The following is a 26,664-nucleotide window of genomic DNA, read 5'->3' as shown; positions in this document are numbered from 1 at the left end:
ATGTCGAGGTTAGTTTTTCTCACAGGGTCAACTTAACCCTCACTGGCCCGAGGGTTAACCAACAGCTGAAAGGTGAAAGATGAAAACAAATATAAAAAAGTTTGCCCTAAGTCGCTCATGCAGAGGGACAGATAATGACTAATAGAATAAAAGGCATGCCCGCTGGCGGCTTGCTCGCTGGTGCCCATCCGATCATGTCAATCGGCGCGGCGCTATTGGTTATTGCCTTTGTCCTGTTTACCGTGATGGATCCCGAATATGCGGGAGGCATCTACAGCGCGGCGAAAGGCTTTATTGCTTCTAACTTGGCGTGGTACTACATCGGCGTGATGAGTTTTTTTCTATTCTTCGCGGTGTGGTTGAGTTTCAGTCGATTTGGCAGTATCCGCTTGGGCAATGATGGCGACAGGCCGGAGTTCAGCAATTTCTCTTGGTTTTCCATGCTGTTTGGTGCTGGCATCGGCATCGGCATCCTGTTCTGGAGTATTGCCGAACCCATCTATCACTTTCAGGGCACGCCATTTTTCGGCGAAGAGCAGAAGCTGACCGCAGAAGCGGCGCAAGTGGCCATGCGTATCTCGATCTTCCACTGGGGGCTGCATGGCTGGGGCTTGTTTGCCGTATTTGGCCTGATGCTGGCGTACTTCGCCTACCGCAAGGGCCTGCCGCTGTCGATTCGCTCCAGTCTCTATCCGCTGCTGGGCGAGCGCATCTATGGCCCGTGGGGGCATGCGGCCGATCTGCTGGCGGTGTTCGGCACCGTGTTCGGTATTGCCACATCCCTTGGCTTGGGTGCCCAGCAGATGAACGCGGGGCTGCAGTACCTGATGGGGGTTGAGGTATCGATCACCAATCAAGTGATCCTGATTGCGGTGATCTCGGTGATTGCTACCGCCTCGGTACTCAGTGGTGTGAAAAAGGGCATTCGCCTGCTCAGCGAGCTGAATATGCACCTGACCATCGTGATCCTGACGCTGTTCGTGGTGTTCGGTCCTACGGCCTACTTGCTCGGCGCATTTGCGTCCAATATGGGCGACTACCTGGCCAATGCCGTGCAGTTGGGTTTCTGGGTCGACCCCGATCCTAAAGGTCAGTGGCAGGGCTGGTGGACCATCTTCTACTGGGGCTGGTGGATCGCCTGGGCTCCCTTCGTTGGCATGTTCATCGCGCGCATCTCCAAGGGCCGCACCATTCGCGAGTTCGTCCTCGGCGTGCTGATCGCACCCACCGTACTGTCCGCCTTCTGGATCACCATCTTCGGCAACAGCGCGATCTTCATCGAGCTGTTCGGTGCCGGTGGCGTGACCGCGGCGGTCAATGAAGACATCACCATGGCGCTGTTCAAGACCATCGAGTTTATGGATCTGGGCCAGTGGCTGACCCTGCTGATGTCGGGCATCTGCACCATCATGCTGGTGACCTACTTCGTCACCTCGGCCGACTCGGCGACCCTGGTGATCTGCACCCTGATCTGCATGGGCGATGAGCACCCGCCGGCTCGCTACCGGGTGTTCTGGGGCATGGCCATCGGTGCCGTGGCTGCGGTGCTGTTGTTTGCCGGCGGGCTCAAGGCCCTGCAGACAGCCTCGATCGTGGCGGCCTTGCCGTTCTCGGTGGTGGCGCTACTGGCCACCTACGGCTTCTACAAGGCCCTGAGTCAAGAACCCAGGGATGGTCATGCCGTCGTTCCGGCTGCGGCTACAACGGCACCCGGGCCAGCGGCTTCCCGCCAGGCCCCGGTAATCGAGACCAGCGGCATCTGAATTGCACCGGGCCGCGAGTTCAGCTTCGCGGCAGCCCCCTTACTCAACAAACCAGCATGGGCGTGCAGCACGCATGCCCCGCTGCTTGTCATCTGGAAATAGTGGAGTCGCCATGTCTACTCAAGTGATCCTCCCCCGCATCATGCAGATTGGCGAGAACGCCAGTCAGGACATTCCCGTCGTACTGGCCAACCTCGGTTGCCAACGGCCGCTGATCATCACCGACAAGATGATGGTCAAGCTGGGCTACGCCGCCGCCATCCAGGCGCGCCTCGCCAGCCAGGACATCAAGGCCGAAGTGTTCGACGAGACGGTGCCGGAGCCGACCGTGGCCTCGATCCAGGCCGGCGTGGAGAAGGCCCGTAGCGGTGACTACGACTGCATCATCGCCCTCGGCGGCGGCAGCCCGATCGACAGTGCCAAGGCCATCGCCATTCTCGCCAAGCATGGCGGCGAGATGCGCGACTACAAGTTCCCGCGCATCGTCACCGAGGCCGGTTTGCCAATCATCGCCGTGCCCACCACCGCCGGCACCGGCTCGGAGGTGACCCGGGTGACCATCATCGCCGACGAGAAGACCGACGAGAAAATGCTCTGCGTCGGCATCGGCTTTATGCCGGTGGCGGCGCTGATCGATTTCAGCCTGACTCTCAGCCTGCCGTCGCGTATCACCGCCGACACCGGCATCGATGCCCTGACCCACGCCATGGAGGCCTACGTCAGCAAGAAGGCCAGCCTGTACAGCGATTGCCAGGCCCTGGCGGCCATGCGCCTGATCGGCCCGAACCTGCGCCGCGCCTACCACGACGGTGCGGACAAGGCCGCCCGCGAGGCGATGATGCTCGGCTCGACCCTGGCAGGGGTGGCCTTCTCCAATGCCTCGGTGGCGCTGGTGCATGGCATGAGTCGTCCCATCGGCGCGCACTTCCATGTGCCCCACGGCCTGTCCAACGCCATGCTGCTGCCCAGCGTCACCGAGTTCTCCATCCCGGCCGCCGCCGCGCGTTATGCCGACTGTGCCCGCGCCATGGGCGTGGCCAGTGCTCAGGACAGCACCGAGGAAGCCAACGCCAAGCTGCTCGCCGAGCTGCGCGCCCTCAACGATGAGCTGCAGGTACCGACGCCTGCGCAGTTCGGCATCGACCGACAACAGTTCTTCGACCAGCTGCAGGTCATGGCCGAACAGGCCTTGGCCTCCGGTTCGCCGAACAACAACCCGCGCGTGCCAAGCGCCGAAGAGATCGTCGAGCTGTACAAGCAGCTCTGGTAAGCCCCTTTCTATCAGCCACTAGCGGTGGCGAACCCGCCGCCTGAAACACTTATCGAGGAACAGTTGCGATGAACACAGTAGGACACCTGATCAACGGCCAGATCGTCTGCGACGCCGCGCGCCTGCAGGACGTGTACAACCCCTCCACCGGCGAGGTTTCCAAGCAGGTGGCGCTGGCCTCCAGGGCCACCGTCGAGCAGGCCATCGCCGCCGCCGAAGCCGCCTTCCCCGAGTGGCGCAACACCCCGCCGATCAAGCGCGCGCGGGTGATGTTCCGCTTCAAGGAGCTGCTCGAACAGAACGCCGAGCGCATCGCGCAGATGATCGGCGAAGAACATGGCAAGATTTCCCACGACGCCCTGGGCGAGCTGCAGCGCGGCATCGAGAACGTCGAATACGCCTGCGGTGCCCCCGAGCTGCTCAAGGGCGAGCACAGCAAGAACGTCGGCCCCAACATCGACTCCTGGAGCGAGTTCCAGCCGCTGGGCGTGGTCGCCGGCATCACCCCGTTCAACTTCCCGGCGATGGTACCGCTGTGGATGTTCCCCATGGCCATCGTCTGCGGCAACTGCTTCATCCTCAAGCCGTCCGAACGTGACCCCAGCTCCACCCTGTTCATCGCCCAGCTGCTGCAGGAAGCCGGTCTACCCGATGGCGTGATGAACGTGGTCAACGGCGACAAGGAAGCGGTGGACGTGCTGCTCAGCGACGAACGCATCCAGGCCGTCAGCTTCGTCGGCTCGACGCCGATCGCCGAGTACATCTACAAGACCGCCAATGCCAACGGCAAGCGCTGCCAGGCCTTGGGCGGGGCGAAGAACCACGCCATCGTGATGCCCGATGCCGACATGGACAACGCGGTCAACCAGCTGCTGGGTGCCGCCTTTGGCTCCTCCGGCGAGCGCTGCATGGCGCTGTCGGTGGCCGTCGCCGTGGGCGATGCGGCCGCCGATGCGCTGATCGAGAAGATGCAGCAGGCCATGCAGTCGCTCAAGGTTGGTGCTTACTCGGAGAAGAGCAACGACTTCGGCCCGGTGATCACCAAGGCCCATCAGCAGAAGGTGGTTGGCTATATCGACAGCGCCGAGGAGCAAGGTGCCCGGATCGTGGTCGACGGCCGCAATCCGCAGGTGGCCGGGCACGAGAACGGCTTCTTCGTCGGCGGCACGCTGATCGACAACGTAAACCCGGAGATGCTCAGCTACCAGGAAGAAATCTTCGGCCCGGTGCTGCAGGTGGTGCGCGTCAACAGCATGCGCGAAGCCATGGATCTAATTGATGCCCATGAGTATGGCAACGGCACTTGCATCTTCACCCGTGACGGCGAGGCGGCGCGCTACTTCTCCGACCACATCAAGGTCGGTATGGTCGGCATCAACGTGCCGCTGCCGGTGCCGGTCGCCTACCACAGCTTCGGCGGCTGGAAGCGTTCGCTGTTCGGTGATCTGCACGCCTACGGCCCGGACGCCGTGCGCTTCTACACCAAGCGCAAGACCATCACCCAGCGCTGGCCGTCGGCCGGGGTGCGCGAGGGCGTCTCGTTCTCCATGCCGACGATGAAGTAAGCTGCAGCCAGCAACTGCTGCAGGGCAGAGGCCACGTCCACGCAAGGGGCGTGGCCTTTTCCGTTCTGCTCAGCACTTGCCCGTCATACAGTGGAGACAGCACGTGAACACCACAACGCGAGAGAAAGGCTCTTCGATCGGCCGGGTGCTGGAGATCATCGAGGCGGTGTCCAGGGCCGGGCGCCCCCTGTCGCCGGCCGACCTCGCCTATCAGCTGGATATCCCCAAGCCCAGCATCCATCGCCTGCTCAGCCAGCTCGAAGGCGACGGCTACGTACAGATCAATATGCGCGGCCTCATCGTGCCGGGCGACCGCATGTTCGATATCGCCCTGGGCGTGCTGTACAGCGGGCGCTTCAAGGCGCCGCGCCAGGCCATCCTCAAGCGCCTGACCGCAGAGATCGGCGAGACCTGTGGCATCGCCATCCCCAATGGCTGCGAGATGATTTATTACGACCGGGTGCAGAGCGAACGGCCGTTGCAGATACACCTGCCGGTCGGCAGCCATACGCCGATCTGGTGCACCGCCAGCGGCAAACTCTACCTCGGCTCACTGCCCAGGGAGCGGCGCCAGCGCATCATCAACAACCTGCCGTTGCGTCGCTATGCACGCAATACCCTGACCTGCACTGCTGCTCTTGAAGCCGCCGTGCTGAAAACGCGAGCAGACGACCTGGGCACCGACAATGAAGAGTTCGTCGATGGCCTGGTGGCCTGCGCCGTACCGATCACCGGCCGCGACGGAAGGCTGTTCGCCTGCCTGTTCGCGCACGCGCCGTTGATCAGCAAGAGCCTGGACGAGTTGCTGACATATACTCCGCTGCTACGCGAGGCCGCCGCTGAGTTGGGCCAATTGATAAATGACACGGAAGTCGCAGGGAACTGAATCCGAGTGTTTACGATGAAAAAAAGGCTTCCCCCCTTGAACTGGCTGCGATCGTTTGAAGCCTCGGCTCGCCACCTGAATTTCACCCAGGCGGCAACCGAGCTGAATCTCACTCAGGCGGCGATCAGTCAGCAAGTCAAGGGGCTGGAATCGCAACTTGGGGTCGGCCTGTTCAAGCGTCTACCGCGGGGCCTCGAGCTGACTGAAGCCGGCCAGGCCTATATGCCGGTGGTGCACGAAGCCGTCGAGCGCCTCGCGGCTGCGACGGACGAACTATTCGGCCAGGGGCGCAAGCGCCTGCTGACGGTGCGGGTCAACCTGGTGTTCTTCACCACCTGGCTCGCACCCAGGCTCGCCCGCTTTCGCGCGCGTTATCCCGAGGTCGGCCTGCGCTTCACCAGCAATATCTGGCGGGATGAGCGGAGCAAGGATGCAGACTTGGAGATCCGCTACGGCCAGGGCGTCTGGCCAGGCTTGAAGTCCAGCCGCCTGACCTGGGACGAACTGTTCCCGGTGTGCAGCCCGCGGCTGAGCAATGGCGAGAAGCCGCCCGAGTCGCCTGAAGCGCTGGAGGCCTACACCCTGCTGCATGTGATCGGTTACGAGGAGGGCTGGGGCTACTGGCTCAATCAAACCGGTTTCCACCACGTCGACCCCTCCCAAGGCATGCAGTTCGACACTCTGATCACGGCGCTGGAAATGGCGACGCTTGGCCATGGACTGGCACTAGGGCGCACTTCCCTGGTCGCCGGGATGATTGCCAGCGGGCACCTGGTGGCCCCCTTCGCGCAGCGCGTCCCGACTTCGGAGGCTTTTTACCTGGCCCGCCCTGCCCATCAATACATGTCCGCCCATGCCGAGGCGTTCTGGTCATGGTTGGTCGAGCAGGCCGAACTGGAGCGCGACGCGCCTGGGCTGGACTTCGTATCGCCACCATAGCTGGATCACGGTATAGATAGTGTCTAGTCCTGAAATAGGTTTACACCTTTTCAGGTAGGCCGACAGACCTCAAAACGCCCGATGCACAGCATCGGGCGTTTTGTTTTTCAGGGCCATGTGAGGCCGCTCCGTGTTGTAAATCAGCACCGCCTCTCCCACCATCTCCCGGGCTTGTCTCAGGTCTTCTGGGCCACTCAATAGCAGCTCGTTTTTGAGGACTCCGTTGATTCGCTCAGCTAGCGCGTTCTGGTAGCAATCGTACCCATCGGTCATTGAACACCTGACGCCATGGCGCTCATGCAGCGACTGGTAAAGCGCTGAACAGTATTGGATGCCACGATCCGAGTGATGAACCAAGGTATGGCTCCGGCAGCGCCTTCGAAGTGCCTGCTTGAAGGCCGTTGCTACAGATTCAGCATGCATGCCTTCGTGTACATGGTGGCCAACGATCTTTCGAGAGTAGACATCCGTTACCAGGCTCAGATACAGCGGGCCGCTACGAACAGGAAGGTAGATAGACGTGTTTGCGCCTCGGAAAACCGAGATGCTCTTGCGGACTAAATCCTGGCCATAAAATCTAAAACAGCAACGACCAGTACAACACAGTGCGCCCCCCTCCGCGCCAGTCGCATCGCTCACCACGACATTAGTAAATCTAATCCTACTCATTAGCCCACGCCCGGTTTACAGCGCCTGACAGCGCTGGGCATCATCACTTTCGTAGCACCTGTAGACATAAAAAAAACCAATGGCACTACCTACCTGCCCTGCGCCAGAACGATTGCAACAACAGAATTCCTGCCCTAATCCGAAACAACGTTCTCACTCAGGAAACGCCCGATACCCAACGAGCAGTACCCCCATCAGGGCGGATGGAGGGATATTTCCAGTGCCGGACTGAGGAAGGTGAAACTGAAGCTCCACAGAGGACAAGAAGTCGCTGCAGGCGGCATCGGTCGCCGGCGCACTGCCCTTCACCTTCGTGCTGCTGGCCATGATGCTGGGGCTTCTCAAGTCGCTGCGCGAGGACAGCGAGGAACACATCAAACGCATGACCGAGCGGGAAATCATCGACCTGTAATAGGGGGCAAGCGCGCAGCTCTGGAGGACCGCAGTTCGCTGTTTTCACACAGCCAGGGGCGACTCCGGCCAGAGCTGGGAGGCGATGCTACGCTCCAAACAACGCCCCAAAAGTCCTTCACTGAAAGCGGCAGGCCTCATTTCAGCACTCGACCGGACCGTGTCCATAAGAACTACTGGTTGAAAAGCATCTCCGATTTCCCAGACTTAAATATGTAGGATAAAAAGCCCATGAGCTTCCCAAAAAAATCGGCGTCTTTCGCCAGCGACATGGAAACGGATTACACGATCGGCCAAGACAATATTAAGGGGACACTGGGCCCCATAGGCTTCGATATCCACAACCGGGTCTTTGCCATATCGGCACTCGCTTCTATTATTTTCATCGTACTCACCCTGGCGTTTCCCGAGAGAGCGAGCAGCATCTTCCAGGCCATCGTCAGCTTCTCAACAGGCACTCTGGACTGGTATTTCATTATCGTGGTGAATATCTTCGTCCTGTTCTCTCTGGTGCTCATTGTGCTGCCCCACGGGTCGGTCAGGCTGGGCGGGCCCGATGCCCGACCGGATTATGGCTATCTGTCCTGGTTCGCCATGCTGTTCACCGCTGGCATCGGTATCGGCCTGCTGTTCTTCAGCGTTCTGGAGCCGGTCTACCATGCCAACGTTTCCCTGCCTCTGGGCGTGCCGTCGCCTTTCGGGGCTGATGGCACGCTGAACCCGGAGGCTATCGCGCAAGCCAGCGCCATGGGGCTGGCCGGCACCTTTCTTCATTGGGGCATCCACGGCTGGGCGGTCTATGTGGTCATGGCCTTGGCACTGTCCCTGTTCACCTATAACAAGGGGCTGCCCTTTTCCATTCGCTCGGTGTTCTTTCCGGTTCTTGGCGACCGCGTCTGGGGCTGGTGGGGCGATGTGATCGATATTCTCGCAGTCTTCTCTACCCTGTTTGGGCTTGCCACGGCACTAGGGCTGGGGGCACAACAGGCCAATGCGGGGATGAATTTCGTCTTCGGCCTGGCCGTCTCCACCACCACACAGGTCATCGTGATCGTGCTGGTGACGGCCGTGGCACTGGTATCGGTGTGGCGCGGGCTCGATGGAGGAGTGAAGAAGCTCTCCGAGATCAACATGTTCATGGCCGTGCTGTTCTTCTTGTTTGTACTGTTCGCCGGCCCCACCCTCGTAGGCCTGAACGGGTTCTGGACTGGTCTGGTGACCTATACAAGAGAGTTGATTCCCCTGTCGGTCCCTTTCGGTCGCGACGATGACTCCTATCGACAAGGCTGGACCGTCTTCTATTGGGCCTGGTGGATCAGTTGGGCACCGTTCGTCGGGATGTTCATCGCCCGAGTGTCGCGCGGGCGCACGGTCAGGGAGTTCGTGATCTGCGTGCTGCTGATTCCCAGCCTGTTCATTTTTATCTGGATGGGTGTTTTTGGCGGCATCGCACTGGATCAACTCTATGCCGACCCCGGCACCAGTCTGGTCAAGGACTATGTCATCGACAATTACCGCCCCGAGTTGTCGGTGTTCGGTATGCTGAATGAGCTGCCACTGCCAGGCCTGACCTCGACTTGTGCAATCATTCTGGCCTTGACCTTCTTCGTCACCTCCTCCGACTCCGGCTCCCTGGTGGTCGATACCATCACGGCTGGCGGCAAGATAGATGCCCCCCGCCCCCAACGCATGTTCTGGGCAACGGTGGAAGGGTTGATTGCGATCGTACTGCTTATCGGTGGCGGACTGTCGGCACTTCAGGCGGGAGTGACCGCCACGGCGATTCCATTCTCCATCGTGATGCTGGTGATGTGCTACACGATTATCAAAGCCCTGAACGGGGAGCTCCGCCGCATGCGCGCCTGACAGTAGCGATCACGGAGAGGGGCCGGGGCAGCGGCACGAGGGCCCGGGCCTCGACGGTAGAACGTTCTAGGGATGGAGTGGCTATTTACCGGCTAGGTGTTGCACCAGGTTTTTTCGGGATGCCCTGCCAATAGACTCGGCAATGGTCGGCTGTGCACACCAGCCCAGATCGCGGGTTCTTGGTGCGCACAGCGCACCCTACATAAGACCACCGCAGCATCAGGGCACCACACCGATTGGCGATATAGCCTTGTCTGGGCGCAAGAAACAGCAGAAACAAAAACGCCGCTCAATGAGCGGCGTTTTCGTCTATATGGAGCGGGAAACGAGACTCGAACTCGCGACCCCGACCTTGGCAAGGTCGTGCTCTACCAACTGAGCTATTCCCGCAATACAGCTTGGTACTAAAAATGGCGTCCCCTAGGGGACTCGAACCCCTGTTACCGCCGTGAAAGGGCGGTGTCCTAGGCCACTAGACGAAGGGGACCTTGGAACTTGTCGGCCACCTGCCGAAGCAGATGCCCTGAATCTGGAGCGGGAAACGAGACTCGAACTCGCGACCCCGACCTTGGCAAGGTCGTGCTCTACCAACTGAGCTATTCCCGCTTTATAACAACCCACTTCTTGAAGAAGTGGCGTCCCCTAGGGGACTCGAACCCCTGTTACCGCCGTGAAAGGGCGGTGTCCTAGGCCACTAGACGAAGGGGACACTGCCCGGAATATACACCACTTTATTCCGGCTTTCGCAGGCTAGGCCCTAAGGCATTGCGCTACGAAGTGGCGCGCATTCTATGGAGCCTTGCAGGGATCGTCAACCTCTCTGTAAAAAATTTTATAAATCAACGACTTCAGTCCTGAATATGATGCCGCTCTATCAGCCTCAGGGCTAACGCACTACACTCGAACGAAAAACCGGTGTTCGAGAGGCTGCACCCATGTCCCCACTCGTGATTACCATAATGATTGTCGCCGGCATCGCCCTCTTGATGGCCATCGCCTACATCAATCATATGGTCGAGAACAACAAACTGGAGAAGGCCCGTCTCAAGGCCGACCTCAGCGATCGCCTGCGGCGCAGCCAGGACCTGGCGGAAACCCTGCCCGGCCAGCTGATGACGCCCGCCCTGAAACTCCTGCTCAGCCGCCTGCAACTGCACTTCGGCGAACGCCTGCTGCCACTGGACAAGAACAGCAGCGCACTCAAGACGCGCACCGACGAGCTGCGCAAACTGATCGCCCTCGGCGAATCGATACCGGTCAACAATCCGCCGCAGCAGATCCACTCCGAGGCCAAGGCCAAGGAAATCCGCTACCAGCTGGAAAACCTCCACGGCCAGATGACCCGCTCGGCTCAGGAAGGCCTGCTACCAGCCAACGAAGCCAAACACTGGCTGAAAGAAGTTCGCCATATGCTCACCCAGGTGCATATCGAATTCTTCAGCAACCTCGGCCAGCAGGCGCTGCAGCAAGGCCAGCCGGGCCAGGCGCGCCTGGCCTTCGAACGCGGCGCGCAATACCTGCGTAAACAGAACGATCCCGCCCGCTATCAGAACGAGTTGAAGAAATTCGAGGAGCAACTGGCACGTGCCAATACCATGGTGCTGGACAAGACCCAGCCCGCTGACGCTCAGGCCAGTGAACTGAACCAGGGCCTGGAATCACTGGAAAGCGAAGAAGACTGGAAGAAAAAGAATATCTACGACTGAGGTCGCAGCCGGCACGTTCACTGCTGCCCGCCTCCAAACCTAGACGAGATCCGCTATGAGCCTGACGCTTTACGGTGCCCCGCTGTCGCCCTACGTGCGTAAAGTAAGGCTGCTGCTGGACGAAAAAGCCCTGGACTATCAGCTGGAAATTATCCTGCCCTTCGGCCAACCGGACTGGTACCGCGAGCTCAGCCCCCTGGGACGGATTCCGGCACTCAAGGATGGCGATTTCAGCCTCGCCGATTCCAGCGTGATCTGCCAGTACATCGAGGATAAGTACCCGCAGTTACCGCCACTGCTCGGGCAGAGCGCCGAGCAGCGCGCCCGGGTGCGCTGGCTGGAGAAATACGCCGACTACGAACTGGGGCCTCTGTGCACCTTTACCCTGTTCCGTAATCGCGCCCTGAAACCCAGCATGGGGCAACCCTGCGACGAGCAGGCAGTGCAAAAAGCCCTCAGCGAGAAACTGCCGGCACACTTCGACTACCTCGAGCAAAGCCTGGGCAGCGCCCAGTTCCTGGTCGGCGACAGCCTGACCCTGGCCGACCTGGCGCTGGCCTGCCAGCTGATCAACATGGAACACGGCGACGAGCAACTGGACGCCCGGCGCTGGCCCAACCTGACCGCCTTCCATGGCCGGATCAAGGCGCGGCCATCGCTGCAGAAAATCCTCCCCGGCGAGCAGCGCACCCTGGCCAAGATGGCCAGCAAGGCCTAAGGCCACTCGGACGCAACCGCCACCCATCCAGCTGACGGCTCAGCAGTCCGTCAGCTGCAGGAATATCTCAGCCAAGCGCTCGATAGCGACCTGATCCTGAACCGAAAAGCGCGCCGGCCTGGGGCTGTCCAGGTCGAGTACGCCGATCAGCCGTCCAGCCTTGATCAGCGGCAGCACCAGCTCGCTGGCGGTGGCGCTGTCGCAGGCGATATGCCCGGCAAAAGCATGCACATCCTCAACCCGCTGGCTCTGCCCAGTGGCCGCCGTCACGCCGCACACCCCACGACCGAAGGGGATCCGCACGCAGGCCACTCGCCCCTGAAAGGGCCCCAGGACCAATTCCTCACCCCGGGCCAGGTAAAAGCCGGCCCAGTTCAGATCGGCCAGTTCCTGAAACAGGAACGCGGAAAACTGCGCGGCGTTGGCAATAAAGTCGCGCTCATCGGCCAGTAACGCCTGCAGTTGCGCGAATAGTAGCGGGTAGCCATCGAGCCCCCGGCCGCTCTGTTGCAGATCAATCATCGTCTTGACTCAGCAGTTGCAGGCCGACCCAGTCCCGGGCGAACTGATAGGCGCAGCGACCATTGCGATTACCGCGCCCCAGCGCCCAACGTATGGCGGCCTTTTCCAGGGCCTCGTTCCACTCCCAGCTCAGCCCGGCCTGTACAGCGTGCACCTCGACCCAGTGGCGCACCACGGCAAGGAAATGCGCCTGGGTAAAGGGATAGAAGGACAGCCACAGGCCGAAGCGATCGGAGAGCGCAATCTTGTCCTCTACCGCCTCATTGGGATGCAGTTCGCCATCGACCCGCTGCCAGTTTGCATTGTCGCTTTCCTTCTCCGGTAGCAGATGGCGGCGGTTGGAGGTGGCGTACAGCAGGACATTGTCCGGGGCGCGCTCCAGGGAGCCATCCAGCACGGTTTTCAGCATGCGGTAATCGCCCTCGCCGGCCTCAAACGAGAGATCGTCGCAAAACAGCACGAAACGCTGCGGCAATCCAGCCAGCTGCTCGACCACCCGTGGCAGGTCGGCCAGATGATCGCGCTCGATCTCGATCAGGCGCAGCCCCGCCACTGCCTGTTCGGCCAGCAGCGCCCGCACCAGGGACGACTTGCCCGTACCACGCGCGCCCCAGAGCAGCGCGTGATTGGCCGGCAGGCCACGGATAAATTGCCGGGTATTGCGCGCCAGCTGCTCGCACTGGCGATCCACCCCGATCAGATCGCTCAGGTGCAGGTCGAGGCTGACCTTAAGCGGCTGCAGATAACCACCGCGCCCTTCGCGCTGCCAGCGGGCAGCCAGACTCTGCTGCCAGTCGATTGCACTGCGCTGCACCGGCAACCAAGGCTCGAGCCTGAGCATCAGCTGCTCGGCTCCCTGTAAAAAAGTGCTTAAACGGGAATCCACGACACACTCCAGAATATTCAGGGCCGCCCGGGGGCTGCCGTCAGGTAAAACAGATGGGCTATGCTTGGCAGGCGATTCACACGAGAACGACCCGCCCATATGGATATAGCGCTCACCCAACGCCTGTCATTCAAGCAGGCCGGCCTGACCGTGTTGGTGGCGTTTATCCTCGGCACAGTGCTCAGCGTGCTGCAGGTCGGCATCGATTATGCCAGCGAAGATGCCTCCATCAATCGCGAGATTAATGCGCTGCTGGAGATCAGCCATAACCCGGCCGCGCGGATCGCCTACAACATAGACGCCGAGCTGGCCCAGGAGCTGGTGCTGGGCCTGCTGCGTTCGCCGGCTGTCATCAGCGCCGAGATCATCGACAACAACCAGCTGACCCTGGCCACGGTCAATCGTCCCGCCATGCAAAGCCGCTACCGGATGCTCAGCGACTTCATGTTCGGACCACGCCGGCACTTCGAGACCGCCCTGTTCGTCAGCCACTCCCCCACCGAGGCCCTCGGCAGCCTGAGCCTGGAAGTGGACACCTATGCCTTCGGCAGCCACTTCCTGCGCCGCTCGCTACTCACTCTGCTGACCGGCTTCGCCCGCAGCCTGCTGCTCTCGCTGATCCTGCTGGTGCTGTTCTATTTCATGCTGACCAAACCGCTGACTAGCTTTATCAGTGCCCTCAGCGAACGCGATCTACGCAGCCCCAAGACCCGCAAGCTGCCTTATCCGCCCAACCACGAGCGCGACGAAATCGGCGTGCTGGTCGACGTGACCAACCGTCAGCTGAGCAGCATTGCCAGCGAGATCGAACAGCGCGAACAGGCCGAAAGCCGCCTGACCCAGTACCTGGCGCAGCTGGAAGACGTGGTATCGGCGCGCACCGCCGAACTGGAAGCCACCAACACCCGGCTGCTCGACTCCAACCGCGAGCTCGAACAGGCGCGCCGCACCGCCTTGGACATGGCCCAGGCGCGCTCGGCCTTTCTGGCCAATATGAGCCACGAAATCCGTACCCCACTCAACGGCCTGCTGGGCATGCTCGCCCTGTCCATGGATGGCCCGCTGAACAACGAGCAACGCCAGCAACTGTCGATTGCCCACGACTCCGGCAAGGTGCTGGTGGAGTTGCTCAACGACATCCTCGACCTGTCGAAATTCGAGGCCGGCCAGCTCGAACTGGAAAGCATTCCCTTCGACCTCGCCAGCCTGGTCGAGGACACCGCCAACCTGCTCTCGCAGAATGCCGCACCCGGGGTAGAGCTGACCTGCCTGATTGACCCACAGCTTCCCACCCTGCTTCTGGGCGACCCGACCCGGGTCCGGCAGATCGTCAGCAACCTGCTGTCCAATGCTCTCAAATTCACCCGCTTCGGCCGTGTCGACATCAGCGTCAGCGCACTGCCACAGGGGGTGCGGATCGTCGTCCGAGACACCGGTATCGGTATCGCCGAGGAAGCCCAGACGCGAATATTCCACCCCTTCGCCCAGGCCGGGGTCGGCATCACCCGGCAATTCGGCGGCACTGGTCTGGGCCTGGCCCTGACCCGACGGCTCTGCGAAGCCATGCAGGGGCAATTGAGCCTGGAGACCAAGGAGGGCTTCGGCAGCCAGTTCTGCATGGATCTGCCACTCCCCACCCAAGCCACCGCCGAGCAGCTGCCCCGACTGACGGGCCGCGCCCTGGTCGTCAGCCCCGCCAGCTCGGGCCTCAGCGAGCAACTGGCGAGCCTGCTACCGGCCTGGGGGCTGGATTATGTGCACCTGGATCCCGACGCCAAACTGGAGGGTCACGCCGCCGACCTGCTGATCAGCGACTGCCCGCAGCGCCTGCAGCAGCTGCGCACGGCGTATCGCCAGCCCATCCTGCTGGTCAACGCCTATGGCAACTTTCTCTCCAGCGCCCAGGCCCAGGCCCTCGCCCCCATCGAACAGCTGGCCCGCCCGCTGACCCGCCAGGTCTTGCTGCAAGCACTGCGGCGCAACCTGGGGCAACACGAGCCCAGCACCACACAGCAACCGCTCGAGCCGGAGAACAGCCGCCAGGCACGGGTTCTGCTGGTGGAGGACAATCAGGTCAACCAGTTGGTCGCCAAGGGCATGCTCGGCAAGCTGGGCTGCGAGGTGTTGCTGGCCAATCACGGCGGCGAAGCCCTCACCGTGCTGGAGACACAGCCGGTCGACCTGGTACTTATGGACTGCAATATGCCGGTCATGGACGGCTATGAAACCACCCGCCATATTCGCCAGCACCCCGAGCACCAGCACCTGCCGATCATCGCCTTGACCGCCAACGCGCTCTCCGACGAGCGTGAACGCTGCCGCGCCGCCGGCATGAACGACTACCTGGCCAAGCCCTTCCGCAAGGAAGATCTGGCCGCCCTGCTCGACCAGTGGCTGACTGCCAGGGTCAATTGAGCGCTTATTGCGCGCCGTGCCGTGGCACCCACGGCCCGCTAAGGCAATAGCATAAGCCGCTCGAGCAACCCACCCACCTGACCGCGCAACGCCGCCAGCGCATGCGGATCGACCCCGCGCTCGCAGAGCAGTTGCTCCTTCAACGGCAGTACTTGCTCACGCAAGGCGCAACCGGCCGCAGTCAGTCCCAGGTGCATTTCACGCTCATCGCTGGCCGAGCGCCGACGCAGCAGCAGGCCCTGGGCCTCCAGACGCTTGAGCAGAGGCGTCAGGGTGCCGGAGTCGAGTAGCAGACGCTCGCCGAGAGCCTTGACCGTGGGTTGCGCCGGTGGCTGCTGCTGCCACTCCCACAACACCAGCATGGCCAGGTACTGCGGGTAGGTCAGGCCGAGTCGATCGAGCATCGGCTTGTAGGCACGTATCACCGCCCGCGAGGCGGCATAGAGTTTGAAGCACAGCTGGTTGTCCAGCTGCAGCCCTTCGTCCACCTGCAGGTTGGCCGGAGTCATTTCAGCAGCGCTTCGATCTCGGCAGTCAGGTCTTCGGGCTTGGTGGTCGGGGCGAAACGCTTGATCACCTGGCCGTCGGCGCTGAGCAGAAACTTGGTGAAGTTCCACTTGATGCCCTGGCTGCCAAGCAGGCCCGGCGCATTTTTCTTCAATTTGACGAACAGCGGATGGGCATCGCTGCCATTGACGTCGACCTTCTTGAACAGCGGAAAGCTAACCCCGAAGTTCAGTTCGCAGAACTCGGAAATAGCACCTTCGTCACCCGGCTCCTGCTTGCCGAACTGATTACAGGGAAAGCCCAGCACCACCAGGCCCTGATCCTTGTACTGCTGCCAGACGTTTTCCAGGCCCTTGTACTGCGGGGTGAAACCGCACTTGCTAGCGGTATTGACCACCAGGATGGCCTTGCCGCCGAAGTCGGTCAGGGTTTTCTGCTCGCCCTTGATGGTGGTGACCGGAATATCGAAGAGTTCGCTGCTCATGGTGATTACCTTGATGGAATGAAGTGGACACAAAATAGCGAGCAATTAAATTGTATGCAATTTAATTGCCGTGCAATAAGGCCCGCTGATAGCAGGCCTGTGCCATGACGCTAAGCCTTGGGTACCAGCTTGAGCGATGCCGAGTTGATGCAATAGCGCAGCCCCGTCGGTGCCGGGCCATCGGGAAACACATGGCCCAGGTGCGCGTCGCACTTGGCGCACTTGACCTCGATGCGGTGCATGCCATGGCTGAAATCGTCCAGACTGGCGATCGCCTCCGAGCTCACCGGCTGAAAATAGCTGGGCCAGCCGCTGCCGGAGTCGAACTTGGCCGCCGAATCGAACAGCTCGGTGCCGCAGCAGGCGCAGTGGTAGATGCCCGGCACCTTGCTGTCGTGGTATTGGCCGGTAAAGGCGCGCTCGGTACCGCCCAGGCGACACACATGAAACTGCTCCTCGGAAAGCTCTTCGCGCCAGGCTTCCAGGGGTTTTTCCAGCTTGTCCATGGACAAAATCCTCATATATAAAAATCGCCGGAAGCGATGTTTAACGTCGCGTGGCAACGGCCCGCAGAGTGGCGTGCCAGCCCCGAAGGGGTGAAGCACATGGATGTGCCGAGCACAAAAAAGCCCGACCAGTACCTTTGCCAAGGTCGGGCCGACACGTATCATTCGACCCCAGTCTGTCACCGGCGTTACACCCTGCCAAGGCCCGCCAGTTCGAGTCTTTTGCAGGGTAATTCAGCGGCGTTTCACCATTCGGGATTCCTTACATGCAGTTCAGCAAATCGAACAAGCTGGCAAACGTCTGCTACGACATTCGCGGACCGGTGCTCAAGCACGCCAAACGCCTGGAAGAGGAAGGCCACCGCATCCTCAAGCTGAATATCGGCAACCCGGCACCGTTCGGTTTCGAAGCGCCCGAAGAAATTCTCCAGGACGTGATCCGCAATCTGCCGACGGCCCAGGGCTACAGCGACTCCAAGGGCCTGTTCAGCGCGCGCAAGGCGGTGATGCAGTACTACCAGCAGAAGCAGGTGGAGGGCATCACGATCGAGGACATTTACCTCGGTAACGGCGTCTCCGAGCTGATCGTGATGGCCATGCAGGCGCTGCTCAACAACGGCGATGAAGTGCTGATCCCGGCCCCCGACTACCCGCTGTGGACCGCTGCGGTCGCCCTGTCCGGCGGCAAGCCGGTGCATTACCTGTGCGACGAGCAGGCCGGCTGGTTCCCCGATATCGCCGACATGCGCGCCAAGATCACGCCGAACACCAAGGCCCTGGTGCTGATCAACCCGAACAACCCCACCGGCGCGGTGTACTCCAAAGAAGTGCTGATGGACATCGTCGAACTGGCGCGCCAGCACAACCTGGTGCTGTTCTCCGACGAGATCTACGACAAGATCCTCTACGACGAAGCCGAGCATGTCTGCACCGCCTCGCTGGCCCCAGACGTGCTCTGCCTGACCTTCAACGGCCTGTCCAAGTCCTATCGCGTGGCCGGCTTCCGCTCCGGCTGGGTGGCGATTTCCGGGCCCAAGCACCGCGCCCAGAGCTATATCGAAGGCATCGATATCCTCGCCAATATGCGCCTGTGCGCCAACGTGCCGAGCCAGCACGCGATCCAGACCGCCTTGGGCGGCTACCAGAGCATCAACGATCTGGTATTGCCCAACGGTCGCCTGCTGGAGCAGCGCAACCGCACCTGGGAGCTGCTCAACGACATTCCCGGGGTCAGCTGCGTCAAGCCCATGGGCGCGCTATACGCCTTCCCCAAGATCGACCCCAAGGTCTGTCCGATCCATAACGACGAGAAATTCGTCCTAGACCTGCTGCTCTCGGAAAAACTGCTGATCGTCCAGGGCACCGCCTTCAACTGGCCCTGGCCGGATCACTTCCGGGTGGTCACCCTGCCACGGGTGGATGAGCTGGAAATGGCCATCGGCCGCATCGGCAGCTTCCTCAAGACCTACCAACAGTAAGCGGAGAACGCCATGAGCCAGGGCAAACGCTATCTGCTGACCGGGGCCAGTTCCGGCATCGGCGCTGCACTGGCCCGCGAGTTGGCGGCCAAGGGTTACGACCTGGCCCTGGCGGCGCGCCGCGAAGACAGCCTGCACCTGCTCGCCGCCGAACTGCAGGCACGCTTTAAGCGCAAGGTGGTGGTCCTGCCACTGGATGTGACCGACTACGCCGCCTGCCAGGACGCCGTGGGCCTAGCGGCAAACGCACTCGGCGGGCTGGACGGCCTTATTGCCAACGCCGGCATCGCCCTGACCGGCAAGGCCGGTGGCGGCCACTTCGAACGCACCCGCCTGACCCTGGAAACCAACCTGATTGGCGCGATTGCCTGCCTCGATGCGGCCTGCGCGCATTTCCGCCAGCAAGGCCACGGCCACCTGGTGGCCGTCGCCTCGGTGGCGGGCACCCGTGGCCTGCCCCACACCGCCGGCTACTCGGCGAGCAAGGCCGGGCTGATCAACTATATGCAGGCCACCCGCGCCGAACTGCTGGGCAAGAACATCGACACCACGCTGCTGCTGCCGGGCTTTATCGACACGCCACTGAACAGCGGCATGGCCAACCGGCCGTTCCTGATCGATGTCGAGCGCGGAGCCCGGCTGATCGCCCGGCATATCGACAAGCGCGCTGCCAGCGCCTATGTCCCGGGCTGGCCCTGGGCGCTGCTGGGCCGCCTGCTGCCCTACCTGCCCACCTCGATGATCGGCAAATTCTGATGGACCTGCAGATCGACGAATTCTACAAGGACGCGGCCGCCGGCCTGCTGAGCCTGTACCTGGTATTTCCGCGCAAGGCCGCGCTGTATGTCGAAGACCTGATCGGCCGTGAGGAACCGGACGAGTTCGGCCTGCCCACGCCCCGCCACCAGAGCTGCCTGGGCGCGCTGCTGTGGCTGGCCGAGGAAGGCTATATCCGCTTCGACTCGACCATCGGCTACGACGCCCTGGACCAGGCGGTGCTTAGCGAAAAGGGCTTTCTGCGCCTGACCCGGGCCATACCCCACGCCCTGCGCGAGGGCGAGGCCTTGCCGCCCAGCGTACGTCGCGTGCATGCCACCCTGGCCTTCCAGCTGCGCGAAGCCCTGGGACAGCGCCACGGCGAACGCATCTCGCGCCTCAGTCGGCTGCTGTTCGAAAGCAGCCTGAACGGCGCAAGCGACATAGTTTGAAATAGTCCCCGGGTTGAAGTGCCAGGGGGGCCGCCCTTATATAGCCGGCATAACCAATAGTGGTCGCTGAAAAACCAGGCGAAGCGCCGGAACAGGTTTTTCAGCGACCCGATAGATCTTTCCCGTGAGGAGTCTCAATACACCATGATGCGCATTATGCTGTTCCTGGCCACCAACATTGCGGTGCTGATCATCGCCAGCATCACCCTGAAACTACTTGGGGTCGATCGCTTTACCGGCCAGAACCATGGCAGCCTGCTGATTTTCTGTGCGGTCTTCGGCTTTGCCGGGTCGCTGGTGTCGCTGTTCATCTCCAAGTGGATGGCGAAGATGAGCACCAAGACCGAAATCATCACCCAACCGCGCACCCGTCACGAACAGTGGCTGCTGCAGACCGTGGAAGAACTGTCCCGCGAAGCCGGGATCAAGATGCCGGAAGTGGGCATCTTCCCGGCATATGAGTCCAACGCCTTCGCCACCGGCTGGAACAAGAACGACGCCCTGGTAGCGGTCAGCCAGGGCCTGCTGGAGCGCTTCTCGCCCGATGAAGTGCGCGCCGTACTGGCCCACGAAATCGGCCACGTAGCCAATGGCGACATGGTCACCCTGGCGCTGATCCAGGGCGTGGTGAACACCTTCGTGATGTTCTTCGCGCGGATCTTCGGCAACTTCGTCGACAAGGTCATCCTCAAGAACGAAGACGGTCCGGGTATCGGCTACTTCGTCGCGACCATCTTCGCCGAGCTTGTTCTGGGGATACTGGCCAGCACCATCGTCATGTGGTTCTCGCGCAAGCGCGAGTTCAAGGCCGACGACGCCGGTGCCCGCCTGGCCGGCACCGGCGCGATGATCGCCGCCCTGCAGCGCCTGCGCGCCGAACAGGAAGTGCCGGTTACCATGCCGAGCAGCATGACCGCCTTCGGCATCAACGGCGGCCTCAAGCACGGCCTGGCAGGCCTGCTGATGAGCCACCCGCCACTGGAAGACCGTATCGAGGCCCTGCGCCAGCGCGGCTAAGTAGCAAAAGCACAAAGGGCGACTCTGAGTCGCCCTTTTTTGTGGCTGAGATTCAGTCTTTACGCAGCCGATACACCCGCTCATCCAGGCGCTGCAAACCGCGCTGGAGAAACCGCCAGTTCTGCCCCAGCACATCGCAGCACTCCAGCGCTTCAACCTGCCAGGTACCGGCCAGACACTGCTGCACCTCGCCGTCGGACACCGCAAAGGGCGGCCCGTCCATTTGCGCCTGCTCATAGTCCAGGGTCACCAGCAGCCCCCGGCAATCCGACGGCAAAATAGCCGCGAGGTGCGCGACATAGCGCGCACGCATCTCCGGCGGCAACGCAATCAGCGCCGCGCGGTCATACAGGCCCCGACAATCGGCGACGTGCTGCGGCGTCAGCGCAAAGAAATCGCCGCAGTAGATTTCCAGTGCCTCACACCGATAGACCCTGAAGCCCCCCTCCTCGGTAATCATGGGCTGTAGCCGGTGTTCGGCGAAAAAGTCCTCCACCGCCTTCTGTGCCAGCTCGACCCCGTATACCCGATAACCCTGGCCAGCCAACCAGAGCATATCCAGGCTCTTGCCACACAGGGGCACCAGCACCCGCGAGCCTTGCACCAAGCCCAGGTCGGGCCAATAGCGCTGCAGGTAGGGATTGACCTCGGACAAATGAAAACCTATTTCGCTGCGCGCCCAGCGCGCCTGCCAGAATTCCGCGTGCATATCGACTCCGAGAAGTATTGATCGGCCAATCCTGCCGGAAAGTGCCGACCGAAACCAACCGACCATTGGCCAGCCCAGATCAACAGATCTACTAATCCGATTAAAAAACCCGGATATTTACGCTTTTATGGCCGTATTAACTGATAGAAGATAAGCGTATTCGATCAGGAGAACGCCATGTTACCCAGCCTGTTTATCTCCCACGGTTCCCCCATGCTGGCCCTACAACCCGGTGTCAGCGGCCCCGCCCTCGCCCGCCTGGCCCGGGAGCTGCCCAGGCCACGTGCCATCGTGGTGGTCTCGGCGCACTGGGAAAGCCGCGAACTACGGGTCGGCAGCGCCATCAAACCGGACACCTGGCACGACTTTCGTGGCTTTCCGGCCGAACTCTACCGGGTGCAATACCCAGCCCCCGGTGCGCCGCAACTGGCCAGCGAGATCGTCAACCTGCTGACGCAAGCCGGCCTGCCGGCGCAACGCGATGCCGAACGACCGCTGGATCACGGTGCCTGGGTGCCGCTGACGCTGATGTACCCACAAGCCGACATTCCCGTGGTCCAGGTTTCGCTGCCCAGCCAGCAGGGGCCGGCTTTGCAGCGCCAGGTCGGCCAGACCCTGGCCAGCCTGCGCGCCCAGGGCGTGCTGCTGATCGGCTCAGGCAGCATCACCCACAACCTCGGCGAGCTGGACTGGCAAGCCGGGCCAGAGCAGATCGAGCCCTGGGCCCAGGCCTTTCGCGACTGGATCGTCGACAAACTGACTGCGCAGGATCACGTCGCCCTGCAGGACTACCGCCGGCAAGCGCCCCATGCCGCGCGCAACCACCCCACAGACGAACACCTGCTGCCACTGTTCTTCGCCCTGGGCGCAGGCGGACAGTTCAAGGTCGAGCACAGCGGCTTTACCCTCGGGGCGCTGGGGATGGATATCTACAGTTTCAGCTGAAAAGCTCAGGCATAAAAAATCGCCAGAAGCGATTTTTAACGTCGCGTCGCGACGGCCCGAAGGGTGGCGGCCATGGATGGCACGCCATAAAAAAGCCCCGCACTAGGCGGGGCTTTCTTATTCAGCGAAGGATCAATCTTCGCGATAACGACGCAGCTTCAGCGGCTTGCCACCGACGCGGGTGTCTTTCAGCTTGGTCAGCAGACGCTCGAGGCCTTCTTCCGGCAGTTCGACCAGGCTGAAGCTCTCGCGCACCTGGATGCGGCCGATGGCTTCGCGGACCAGGCCGCCTTCGTTGAGGATGGCACCCAGCAGGTTCTTCGCGGCGATACCGTCGCGTGCGCCCAAAGCGGTACGGCAACGGGCACGGCCTTCGGCCAACGGCACCGGGGCACGGCGCTCACGGCTGCCTTCGCGATCGGGACGCTCAGGACGGTCACCGCGCTCGCTACGCTCACGCGGACCGCTGCTGTTCGGTACCAGCGGCTGATCGCGCTCGACTTCGGCCAGGGTCAGCGCCTGGCCATTGGTGGCCTTGCGCAGCAGGGCGGCGGCCAGGGCGCGCGGGCTGCAACCGATGTCGGCAGTCAGACGATCGAGCAGATCACCGTGGCTGGCTTCGGCATCGGCAACCAGCGGAGCCAGGCTGTTGGTCAGTTTCTTGATCCGCGCGTCCAGCACCTGTTTGGCGTCTGGCAGCTTGACTTCACCGACCTTCTGCCCGGTGACGCGCTCGATCACCTGCAGCATGCGGCGCTCACGCGGCGTCACCAGCAGCAGGGCGCGACCGGTACGACCGGCACGGCCAGTACGGCCGATACGGTGGACGTAGGATTCCGGATCGTAGGGCATGTCCACGTTCATCACGTGAGTGATGCGCGGCACGTCGAGGCCGCGAGCGGCCACGTCGGTGGCGATGACGATGTCCAGACGGCCATCCTTCAACGACTCGATCACACGCTCACGCTGGTTCTGCGCGATGTCGCCGTTGAGTGCGGCAGCCTTGTAGCCCTTGGCTTCGAGCGCGGCGGCCAGATCCAGGGTGGCTTGCTTGGTGCGCACGAAACCGATCAGCGCGTCGAACTCTTCAACTTCCAGCAGACGCAGCACGGCGGCGTGCTTCTGGTCGGCGTGGACCATCAGGTGGGCCTGCTCGATAGCAGTCACGGTCTGGGTCTTGGAGGCGATCTTGATGTGCTGCGGCTCACGCAGGTGCTTCTCGGCAATAGCGCGAATCGAATGCGGCAGAGTCGCGGAGAACAGCACGCTCTGACGGCTGGCCGGCATGGCTTCGAAGATCACTTCGAGGTCATCCATAAAGCCCAGCTTGAGCATTTCGTCGGCTTCGTCGAGGACCAGGTACTGGATGGTCGACAGCACTTTCTCGTCGCGGCGCAGGTGGTCGACCAGGCGGCCCGGGGTCGCCACGATCACTTGTGCACCCTGGCGGATGGCTTTCAGCTGCGGGCCCATGGGAGCGCCACCGTAAACGGCCACGACATTGAGGCCAGGCATCTGCTTGGAATAGGTTTCGAAGGCGGTGGCCACCTGCAGGGCCAGCTCGCGGGTCGGCGCGAGGATCAACGCCTGCGGCTCACGCTTGGCCGGGTCGATCTTCGACAGGATCGGCAGGGCGAAAGCGGCGGTCTTGCCGGTACCGGTCTGCGCCTGGCCGATCATGTCCTGGCCGGAAAGGATTACCGGAATGGCCTGCGCCTGAATCGGCGACGGCTCTTCGTAACCGACGGCGGTCAGAGCAGCGAGAATATTGGGGTGAAGTCCGAGTGCGGCGAAGCCGCCGATTTCCTGGGTCATGGGTCTGCCTCTAGTGCATCCGCAAAGACCCATGCTCCAAAGCTGCGCATGCCGTGTAAGACCCGAGAGTCACCCTGGCAGCCATGTCGGCGGGGATTTGCGAAAACGTAGTGATAAATGAATCGTCAAGGATAGTCCGCAATGCGAACTAACTGCCAAAGTAAACCTTCGGGCGAGTTGTGCTACCTGAACGTGGCCAAGAATTGACCGGCGCGCACTATACCGGAAAACCTGGCCGATGTGCCTGCTTTTCCATAAATAGGTCATAAATAAAGCGCAAATAAAGCCTGTGGCCCGCCATTGGATCATCCTCTGCTAGCCTGCAAGCGCCATGCGGCAACGACCAACAGCCCCTCACTGGATACAAGGACTCAGCGTCATGACCCAAAGCACCAACGGCCGCGTCAGCCGTGAAAAACGCGGGCAGATCATGTTGATCGGCCTGGACCGGGCGAGCAAACGCAACGCCTTCGACATGCCCATGCTCGATGACCTGTGCCTGGCCTATGGCGAGTTCGAGCGCGACAGCGAGGCACGGGTGGCCCTGGTGTTCGCCCATGGCGAACACTTTACCGCCGGCCTGGACCTGGCCAATGTAGCGGCGCAGTTTGCCGCCGGCTGGCAAATTCCCAAGGACGGTTGCGACCCCTGGGGCGTGTTTGGCGGGCCGCGGGTCAGCAAGCCGGTGATAGTGGCCGCTCAGGGCTACTGCTACACCATCGGCATCGAGCTGATGCTGGCCTCGGACATCAACCTGTGCGCCAGCAACACCCGCTTTGCCCAGATGGAAGTGCAACGCGGGATCTTCCCCTTCGGCGGCGCGACCCTGCGCATGCATCAGACGGCCGGCTGGGGCAATGCCATGCGCTGGCTGCTGACGGGTGATGAGTTCGATGCCCACGAAGCCTATCGCCTGGGCCTGATCCAGCAGGTCCAGGCCAGTGAAGACCTGCTGCCTCGGGCCATCGCCCTGGCCGAACGCATCGCCGCCCAGGCACCGCTGGGCGTGCAGGCCACCCTGGCCTCGGCGCGCCAGGCGGTGGTCGAAGGCCAAGCAGCAGCAGCCGCCAGCCTGCACCCGACCGTCACCCGGCTGATGGCCAGCGAGGATGCCCAGGAAGGCGTACGCGCCATGCTGGAGCGCCGCCCGGGCGACTTTAAGGGGCGCTGAAGAGCACCGAGCAGTGCAATCCCCTAGGGTGCACCGGAACCTATGGCCTGCGCCGGTGCGCACGGCGCACCCTACCCATCCGGCACCTGCTCAGAACCTGCTTTACGGTCTCGCGAGCTAGAGTCCTGCAAGGCGCTACGTAGTAACAGCCTCCGGCTGGTCAAAACGGCGAGACACGTAGCGCAGCGGAGTAACAGCCAACGGCTGGCCCGTAGGGTGAGCGTAGCGAATCAAGCGGACTGGGCTCGCACGCGAGTGTACTTTTGTACATGAGCACTACGCGCTTCACTCGCCCTTCGGGCCGCGCTGAAGCGCGTTAGCCGCAAGCGGCTTGCCGAGCCGGCCTTTAACGCGGCAGGGCCGACGCGCAGCAGACCGTCAATAGGTTCTCAGGTCGCCGGGCGCAGCGCCTGTATCAACGACCGCAGTGAGTAACCCAGTCGCGGTGCCAGCAGGTCGTCGCGGCGCAGCAACTCGTCCTGATCGAGCTGCTGCTCCAGATCGGCCGGCACCAGCAGCACCACATTGCCTTCCTTTACCGGGCACTCCCAGTAATGCCGATGGTAGAGGCCGCGCAGCAGCGGCGCGCCGAGGGGTTTGCCGTCGTTGCCAGCCCACTGGTTGATGATCAGCCAGCCGCCGGGGTTGAGCTGCTTCTGGCAATCCTCCAGAAAGCGCCAGGCCAGATGCCCGGTCGCCGGGCCATGGTCGGTGTAGAGGTCGACGAACAGCAGATCGGTTTTCTCCGCACTGCCCAACAGCTCCAGGGCATCGCCGATGCGGATGGTCAGCCGCGGATCGTCGGTCAGGCCCATGTGCGCCATGGCCAGGCGCGGCACATCCGGGCGCAGCTCGATCACTTCGACATCGTCCAGCGCCAGGAACTTCAGGCAGGCCTGGGTCAGGTTGCCGGCCCCCAGGCCGAGAAACAGCGCGCTTTCCGGCTGCTCATGGCACAGCGCGCCGAGCAGCATGGCGCGGGTGTAGTCGTACTCTAGCCAACTCGGATCCGGCATATAGACGCAGCTCTGCTCGATCGCCTCGCCGAACTCGAGAAAGCGGTATGCGCCCATCTCGACCACCTGAATCACCCCGAAGGCGTCGCGCACTTCGGCAATCAGCAATGGCTCCGGCATTTGCTCCACCGGGGGTAAACCAGGCATCCCGCACTCTCCACCATGACATCCCCGACCATTTCGGCCGGGGGA

Annotated in this window: 23 protein-coding genes, 4 tRNA genes and 1 pseudogene; 15 read left to right on the top strand and 13 right to left on the bottom strand. The window is 62.1% G+C overall.

The features are described 5' to 3' along the window. Positions 1 to 134 precede the first annotated feature (134 nt). From AACY13_RS06220 to gcvA, 5 genes are all read left to right on the top strand, one after another. Positions 135 to 1,763: a BCCT family transporter gene (locus AACY13_RS06220; protein ID WP_339460125.1), complete on the top strand. Its 1,629-nt coding sequence runs from the start codon at positions 135 to 137 to the stop codon at positions 1,761 to 1,763. A gap of 112 nt (positions 1,764 to 1,875) precedes the next feature. After that, positions 1,876 to 3,033 (top strand): iron-containing alcohol dehydrogenase, encoded by a 1,158-nt coding sequence (locus tag AACY13_RS06215; protein WP_339460123.1) that lies wholly within the window; start codon positions 1,876 to 1,878, stop codon positions 3,031 to 3,033. Between the two features lie 68 nt (positions 3,034 to 3,101). Beyond that, positions 3,102 to 4,598: a CoA-acylating methylmalonate-semialdehyde dehydrogenase gene (locus tag AACY13_RS06210; RefSeq protein WP_339460122.1), complete on the top strand. Its 1,497-nt coding sequence runs from the start codon at positions 3,102 to 3,104 to the stop codon at positions 4,596 to 4,598. Positions 4,599 to 4,701: 103 nt separating this feature from the next. Next, positions 4,702 to 5,484, top strand: a complete 783-nt coding sequence (locus AACY13_RS06205) for an IclR family transcriptional regulator (RefSeq protein WP_339460121.1) — start codon at positions 4,702 to 4,704, stop codon at positions 5,482 to 5,484. A gap of 15 nt (positions 5,485 to 5,499) precedes the next feature. Then, positions 5,500 to 6,423, top strand: a complete 924-nt coding sequence (gene gcvA / locus AACY13_RS06200; RefSeq protein ID WP_339460119.1) for a transcriptional regulator GcvA — start codon at positions 5,500 to 5,502, stop codon at positions 6,421 to 6,423. 69 nt (positions 6,424 to 6,492) lie between these two features. Here gcvA and AACY13_RS06195 read toward each other — a convergent pair. Then, a pseudogene (locus tag AACY13_RS06195) lies at positions 6,493 to 6,936 on the bottom strand (IS3 family transposase); the annotation flags it as partial. 798 nt (positions 6,937 to 7,734) lie between these two features. Here AACY13_RS06195 and AACY13_RS06190 point away from each other — a divergent pair. Continuing rightward, positions 7,735 to 9,369: a BCCT family transporter gene (locus AACY13_RS06190; RefSeq protein ID WP_339460117.1), complete on the top strand. Its 1,635-nt coding sequence runs from the start codon at positions 7,735 to 7,737 to the stop codon at positions 9,367 to 9,369. Between the two features lie 314 nt (positions 9,370 to 9,683). On the opposite strand, the gene AACY13_RS06185 is transcribed toward AACY13_RS06190, so the two are convergent. The 4 genes from AACY13_RS06185 to AACY13_RS06170 form a co-directional block, all read right to left on the bottom strand. After that, positions 9,684 to 9,759 (bottom strand) — tRNA-Gly (locus tag AACY13_RS06185). Between the two features lie 21 nt (positions 9,760 to 9,780). Continuing rightward, positions 9,781 to 9,856, bottom strand: a tRNA-Glu gene (locus tag AACY13_RS06180). A 43-nt stretch (positions 9,857 to 9,899) separates the two neighbouring features. Further along, positions 9,900 to 9,975, bottom strand: a tRNA-Gly gene (locus AACY13_RS06175). A gap of 27 nt (positions 9,976 to 10,002) precedes the next feature. Next, positions 10,003 to 10,078, bottom strand: a tRNA-Glu gene (locus AACY13_RS06170). 226 nt (positions 10,079 to 10,304) lie between these two features. On the opposite strand from AACY13_RS06170, the gene AACY13_RS06165 reads away from it, so the two are divergent. Next, positions 10,305 to 11,075, top strand: a complete 771-nt coding sequence (locus AACY13_RS06165; protein WP_339460116.1) for a hypothetical protein — start codon at positions 10,305 to 10,307, stop codon at positions 11,073 to 11,075. A 55-nt stretch (positions 11,076 to 11,130) separates the two neighbouring features. Continuing rightward, positions 11,131 to 11,793 (top strand): glutathione S-transferase family protein, encoded by a 663-nt coding sequence (locus tag AACY13_RS06160; RefSeq protein ID WP_339460115.1) that lies wholly within the window; start codon positions 11,131 to 11,133, stop codon positions 11,791 to 11,793. Positions 11,794 to 11,832: 39 nt separating this feature from the next. Here AACY13_RS06160 and AACY13_RS06155 read toward each other — a convergent pair whose 3' ends face one another. After that, positions 11,833 to 12,315: a GAF domain-containing protein gene (locus AACY13_RS06155; protein WP_339460113.1), complete on the bottom strand. Its 483-nt coding sequence runs from the start codon at positions 12,313 to 12,315 to the stop codon at positions 11,833 to 11,835. Then, a complete protein-coding gene (locus tag AACY13_RS06150) occupies positions 12,308 to 13,201 on the bottom strand; it encodes an ATP-binding protein (protein WP_339460112.1) in 894 nt (297 codons plus the stop codon). Before AACY13_RS06150 ends, AACY13_RS06155 begins: the two co-directional genes overlap by 8 nt. A 99-nt stretch (positions 13,202 to 13,300) precedes the next feature. Here AACY13_RS06150 and AACY13_RS06145 point away from each other — a divergent pair, with 99 nt between their 5' ends. Beyond that, on the top strand, positions 13,301 to 15,616 hold the full coding sequence (locus AACY13_RS06145) for a hybrid sensor histidine kinase/response regulator (RefSeq protein ID WP_339460110.1): 2,316 nt from the start codon (positions 13,301 to 13,303) through the stop codon (positions 15,614 to 15,616). 38 nt (positions 15,617 to 15,654) lie between these two features. Here AACY13_RS06145 and AACY13_RS06140 read toward each other — a convergent pair whose 3' ends face one another. From AACY13_RS06140 to msrB, 3 genes are all read right to left on the bottom strand, one after another. Continuing rightward, a complete protein-coding gene (locus AACY13_RS06140; RefSeq protein ID WP_339460109.1) occupies positions 15,655 to 16,125 on the bottom strand; it encodes a MarR family winged helix-turn-helix transcriptional regulator in 471 nt (156 codons plus the stop codon). Next, complete coding sequence (locus tag AACY13_RS06135; RefSeq protein ID WP_339460107.1) at positions 16,122 to 16,607, bottom strand: glutathione peroxidase; 486 nt, start codon at positions 16,605 to 16,607, stop codon at positions 16,122 to 16,124. The genes AACY13_RS06140 and AACY13_RS06135 overlap by 4 nt, the downstream gene beginning before the upstream one ends. Before the next feature lie 110 nt (positions 16,608 to 16,717). Next, positions 16,718 to 17,113, bottom strand: coding sequence for a peptide-methionine (R)-S-oxide reductase MsrB (msrB, locus tag AACY13_RS06130; RefSeq protein WP_339460106.1), 396 nt, complete (start codon positions 17,111 to 17,113; stop codon positions 16,718 to 16,720). 266 nt (positions 17,114 to 17,379) lie between these two features. Between msrB and AACY13_RS06125 the strand changes: the two genes are divergently transcribed. The 4 genes from AACY13_RS06125 (at position 17,380) to htpX (ending at position 20,816) form a co-directional block, all read left to right on the top strand. Continuing rightward, on the top strand, positions 17,380 to 18,591 hold the full coding sequence (locus tag AACY13_RS06125) for a pyridoxal phosphate-dependent aminotransferase (RefSeq protein ID WP_339460104.1): 1,212 nt from the start codon (positions 17,380 to 17,382) through the stop codon (positions 18,589 to 18,591). Positions 18,592 to 18,603: 12 nt separating this feature from the next. After that, a complete protein-coding gene (locus AACY13_RS06120) occupies positions 18,604 to 19,347 on the top strand; it encodes an SDR family NAD(P)-dependent oxidoreductase (protein WP_339460102.1) in 744 nt (247 codons plus the stop codon). Continuing rightward, positions 19,347 to 19,799: a hypothetical protein gene (locus tag AACY13_RS06115; RefSeq protein WP_339460101.1), complete on the top strand. Its 453-nt coding sequence runs from the start codon at positions 19,347 to 19,349 to the stop codon at positions 19,797 to 19,799. Before AACY13_RS06120 ends, AACY13_RS06115 begins: the two co-directional genes overlap by 1 nt. A gap of 144 nt (positions 19,800 to 19,943) precedes the next feature. Continuing rightward, positions 19,944 to 20,816 (top strand): protease HtpX, encoded by an 873-nt coding sequence (gene htpX, locus AACY13_RS06110; RefSeq protein WP_339460099.1) that lies wholly within the window; start codon positions 19,944 to 19,946, stop codon positions 20,814 to 20,816. A 52-nt stretch (positions 20,817 to 20,868) separates the two neighbouring features. Here htpX and AACY13_RS06105 read toward each other — a convergent pair whose 3' ends face one another. Continuing rightward, positions 20,869 to 21,525 carry a thiopurine S-methyltransferase gene (locus AACY13_RS06105; RefSeq protein ID WP_339460098.1) on the bottom strand — a complete coding sequence of 219 codons (657 nt, stop codon included), beginning with the start codon at positions 21,523 to 21,525 and terminating at the stop codon, positions 20,869 to 20,871. A gap of 177 nt (positions 21,526 to 21,702) precedes the next feature. Between AACY13_RS06105 and AACY13_RS06100 the strand changes: the two genes are divergently transcribed. Then, positions 21,703 to 22,470 (top strand): DODA-type extradiol aromatic ring-opening family dioxygenase, encoded by a 768-nt coding sequence (locus tag AACY13_RS06100; RefSeq protein ID WP_339460097.1) that lies wholly within the window; start codon positions 21,703 to 21,705, stop codon positions 22,468 to 22,470. A gap of 132 nt (positions 22,471 to 22,602) precedes the next feature. Here the strand turns inward: AACY13_RS06100 and AACY13_RS06095 are convergent, their stop codons facing one another. Next, positions 22,603 to 24,318 carry a DEAD/DEAH box helicase gene (locus AACY13_RS06095; protein WP_339460095.1) on the bottom strand — a complete coding sequence of 572 codons (1,716 nt, stop codon included), beginning with the start codon at positions 24,316 to 24,318 and terminating at the stop codon, positions 22,603 to 22,605. Between the two features lie 346 nt (positions 24,319 to 24,664). On the opposite strand from AACY13_RS06095, the gene AACY13_RS06090 reads away from it, so the two are divergent. Continuing rightward, positions 24,665 to 25,456, top strand: coding sequence for a crotonase/enoyl-CoA hydratase family protein (locus tag AACY13_RS06090; protein WP_339460094.1), 792 nt, complete (start codon positions 24,665 to 24,667; stop codon positions 25,454 to 25,456). A gap of 389 nt (positions 25,457 to 25,845) precedes the next feature. Here the strand turns inward: AACY13_RS06090 and AACY13_RS06085 are convergent, their stop codons facing one another. Further along, positions 25,846 to 26,619 (bottom strand): spermidine synthase, encoded by a 774-nt coding sequence (locus tag AACY13_RS06085; protein ID WP_339460093.1) that lies wholly within the window; start codon positions 26,617 to 26,619, stop codon positions 25,846 to 25,848. Between the last annotated feature and the right edge of the window lie 45 nt (positions 26,620 to 26,664).

Origin of the sequence: Pseudomonas sp. EA_105y_Pfl2_R69 (assembly GCF_963970915.1) — a bacterium.
Taxonomy (GTDB): domain Bacteria; phylum Pseudomonadota; class Gammaproteobacteria; order Pseudomonadales; family Pseudomonadaceae; genus Aquipseudomonas.
The sequence above is the reverse complement of the archived record's forward strand: the minus strand, read 5'-3'. Positions and strand labels throughout refer to the sequence as shown.

Excerpts from the sequence above, each read along its gene's own strand:
- AACY13_RS06135 (WP_339460107.1), bottom strand. The coding sequence starts at position 16,607 with ATGAGCAGCGAACTCTTCGATATTCCGGTCACCACCATCAAGGGCGAG.
- AACY13_RS06120 (WP_339460102.1), top strand. The coding sequence starts at position 18,604 with ATGAGCCAGGGCAAACGCTATCTGCTGACCGGGGCCAGTTCCGGCATC.
- AACY13_RS06115 (WP_339460101.1), top strand. The coding sequence starts at position 19,347 with ATGGACCTGCAGATCGACGAATTCTACAAGGACGCGGCCGCCGGCCTG.
- AACY13_RS06215 (WP_339460123.1), top strand. The coding sequence starts at position 1,876 with ATGTCTACTCAAGTGATCCTCCCCCGCATCATGCAGATTGGCGAGAAC.
- AACY13_RS06085 (WP_339460093.1), bottom strand. The coding sequence starts at position 26,619 with ATGCCTGGTTTACCCCCGGTGGAGCAAATGCCGGAGCCATTGCTGATT.
- AACY13_RS06165 (WP_339460116.1), top strand. The coding sequence starts at position 10,305 with ATGTCCCCACTCGTGATTACCATAATGATTGTCGCCGGCATCGCCCTC.
- AACY13_RS06155 (WP_339460113.1), bottom strand. The coding sequence starts at position 12,315 with ATGATTGATCTGCAACAGAGCGGCCGGGGGCTCGATGGCTACCCGCTA.
- AACY13_RS06140 (WP_339460109.1), bottom strand. The coding sequence starts at position 16,125 with ATGACTCCGGCCAACCTGCAGGTGGACGAAGGGCTGCAGCTGGACAAC.
- AACY13_RS06090 (WP_339460094.1), top strand. The coding sequence starts at position 24,665 with ATGACCCAAAGCACCAACGGCCGCGTCAGCCGTGAAAAACGCGGGCAG.
- AACY13_RS06105 (WP_339460098.1), bottom strand. The coding sequence starts at position 21,525 with ATGCACGCGGAATTCTGGCAGGCGCGCTGGGCGCGCAGCGAAATAGGT.
- AACY13_RS06160 (WP_339460115.1), top strand. The coding sequence starts at position 11,131 with ATGAGCCTGACGCTTTACGGTGCCCCGCTGTCGCCCTACGTGCGTAAA.
- AACY13_RS06190 (WP_339460117.1), top strand. The coding sequence starts at position 7,735 with ATGAGCTTCCCAAAAAAATCGGCGTCTTTCGCCAGCGACATGGAAACG.
- gcvA (WP_339460119.1), top strand. The coding sequence starts at position 5,500 with ATGAAAAAAAGGCTTCCCCCCTTGAACTGGCTGCGATCGTTTGAAGCC.
- AACY13_RS06145 (WP_339460110.1), top strand. The coding sequence starts at position 13,301 with ATGGATATAGCGCTCACCCAACGCCTGTCATTCAAGCAGGCCGGCCTG.
- AACY13_RS06125 (WP_339460104.1), top strand. The coding sequence starts at position 17,380 with ATGCAGTTCAGCAAATCGAACAAGCTGGCAAACGTCTGCTACGACATT.
- AACY13_RS06220 (WP_339460125.1), top strand. The coding sequence starts at position 135 with ATGACTAATAGAATAAAAGGCATGCCCGCTGGCGGCTTGCTCGCTGGT.
- msrB (WP_339460106.1), bottom strand. The coding sequence starts at position 17,113 with ATGGACAAGCTGGAAAAACCCCTGGAAGCCTGGCGCGAAGAGCTTTCC.
- htpX (WP_339460099.1), top strand. The coding sequence starts at position 19,944 with ATGATGCGCATTATGCTGTTCCTGGCCACCAACATTGCGGTGCTGATC.
- AACY13_RS06100 (WP_339460097.1), top strand. The coding sequence starts at position 21,703 with ATGTTACCCAGCCTGTTTATCTCCCACGGTTCCCCCATGCTGGCCCTA.
- AACY13_RS06210 (WP_339460122.1), top strand. The coding sequence starts at position 3,102 with ATGAACACAGTAGGACACCTGATCAACGGCCAGATCGTCTGCGACGCC.
- AACY13_RS06095 (WP_339460095.1), bottom strand. The coding sequence starts at position 24,318 with ATGGGTCTTTGCGGATGCACTAGAGGCAGACCCATGACCCAGGAAATC.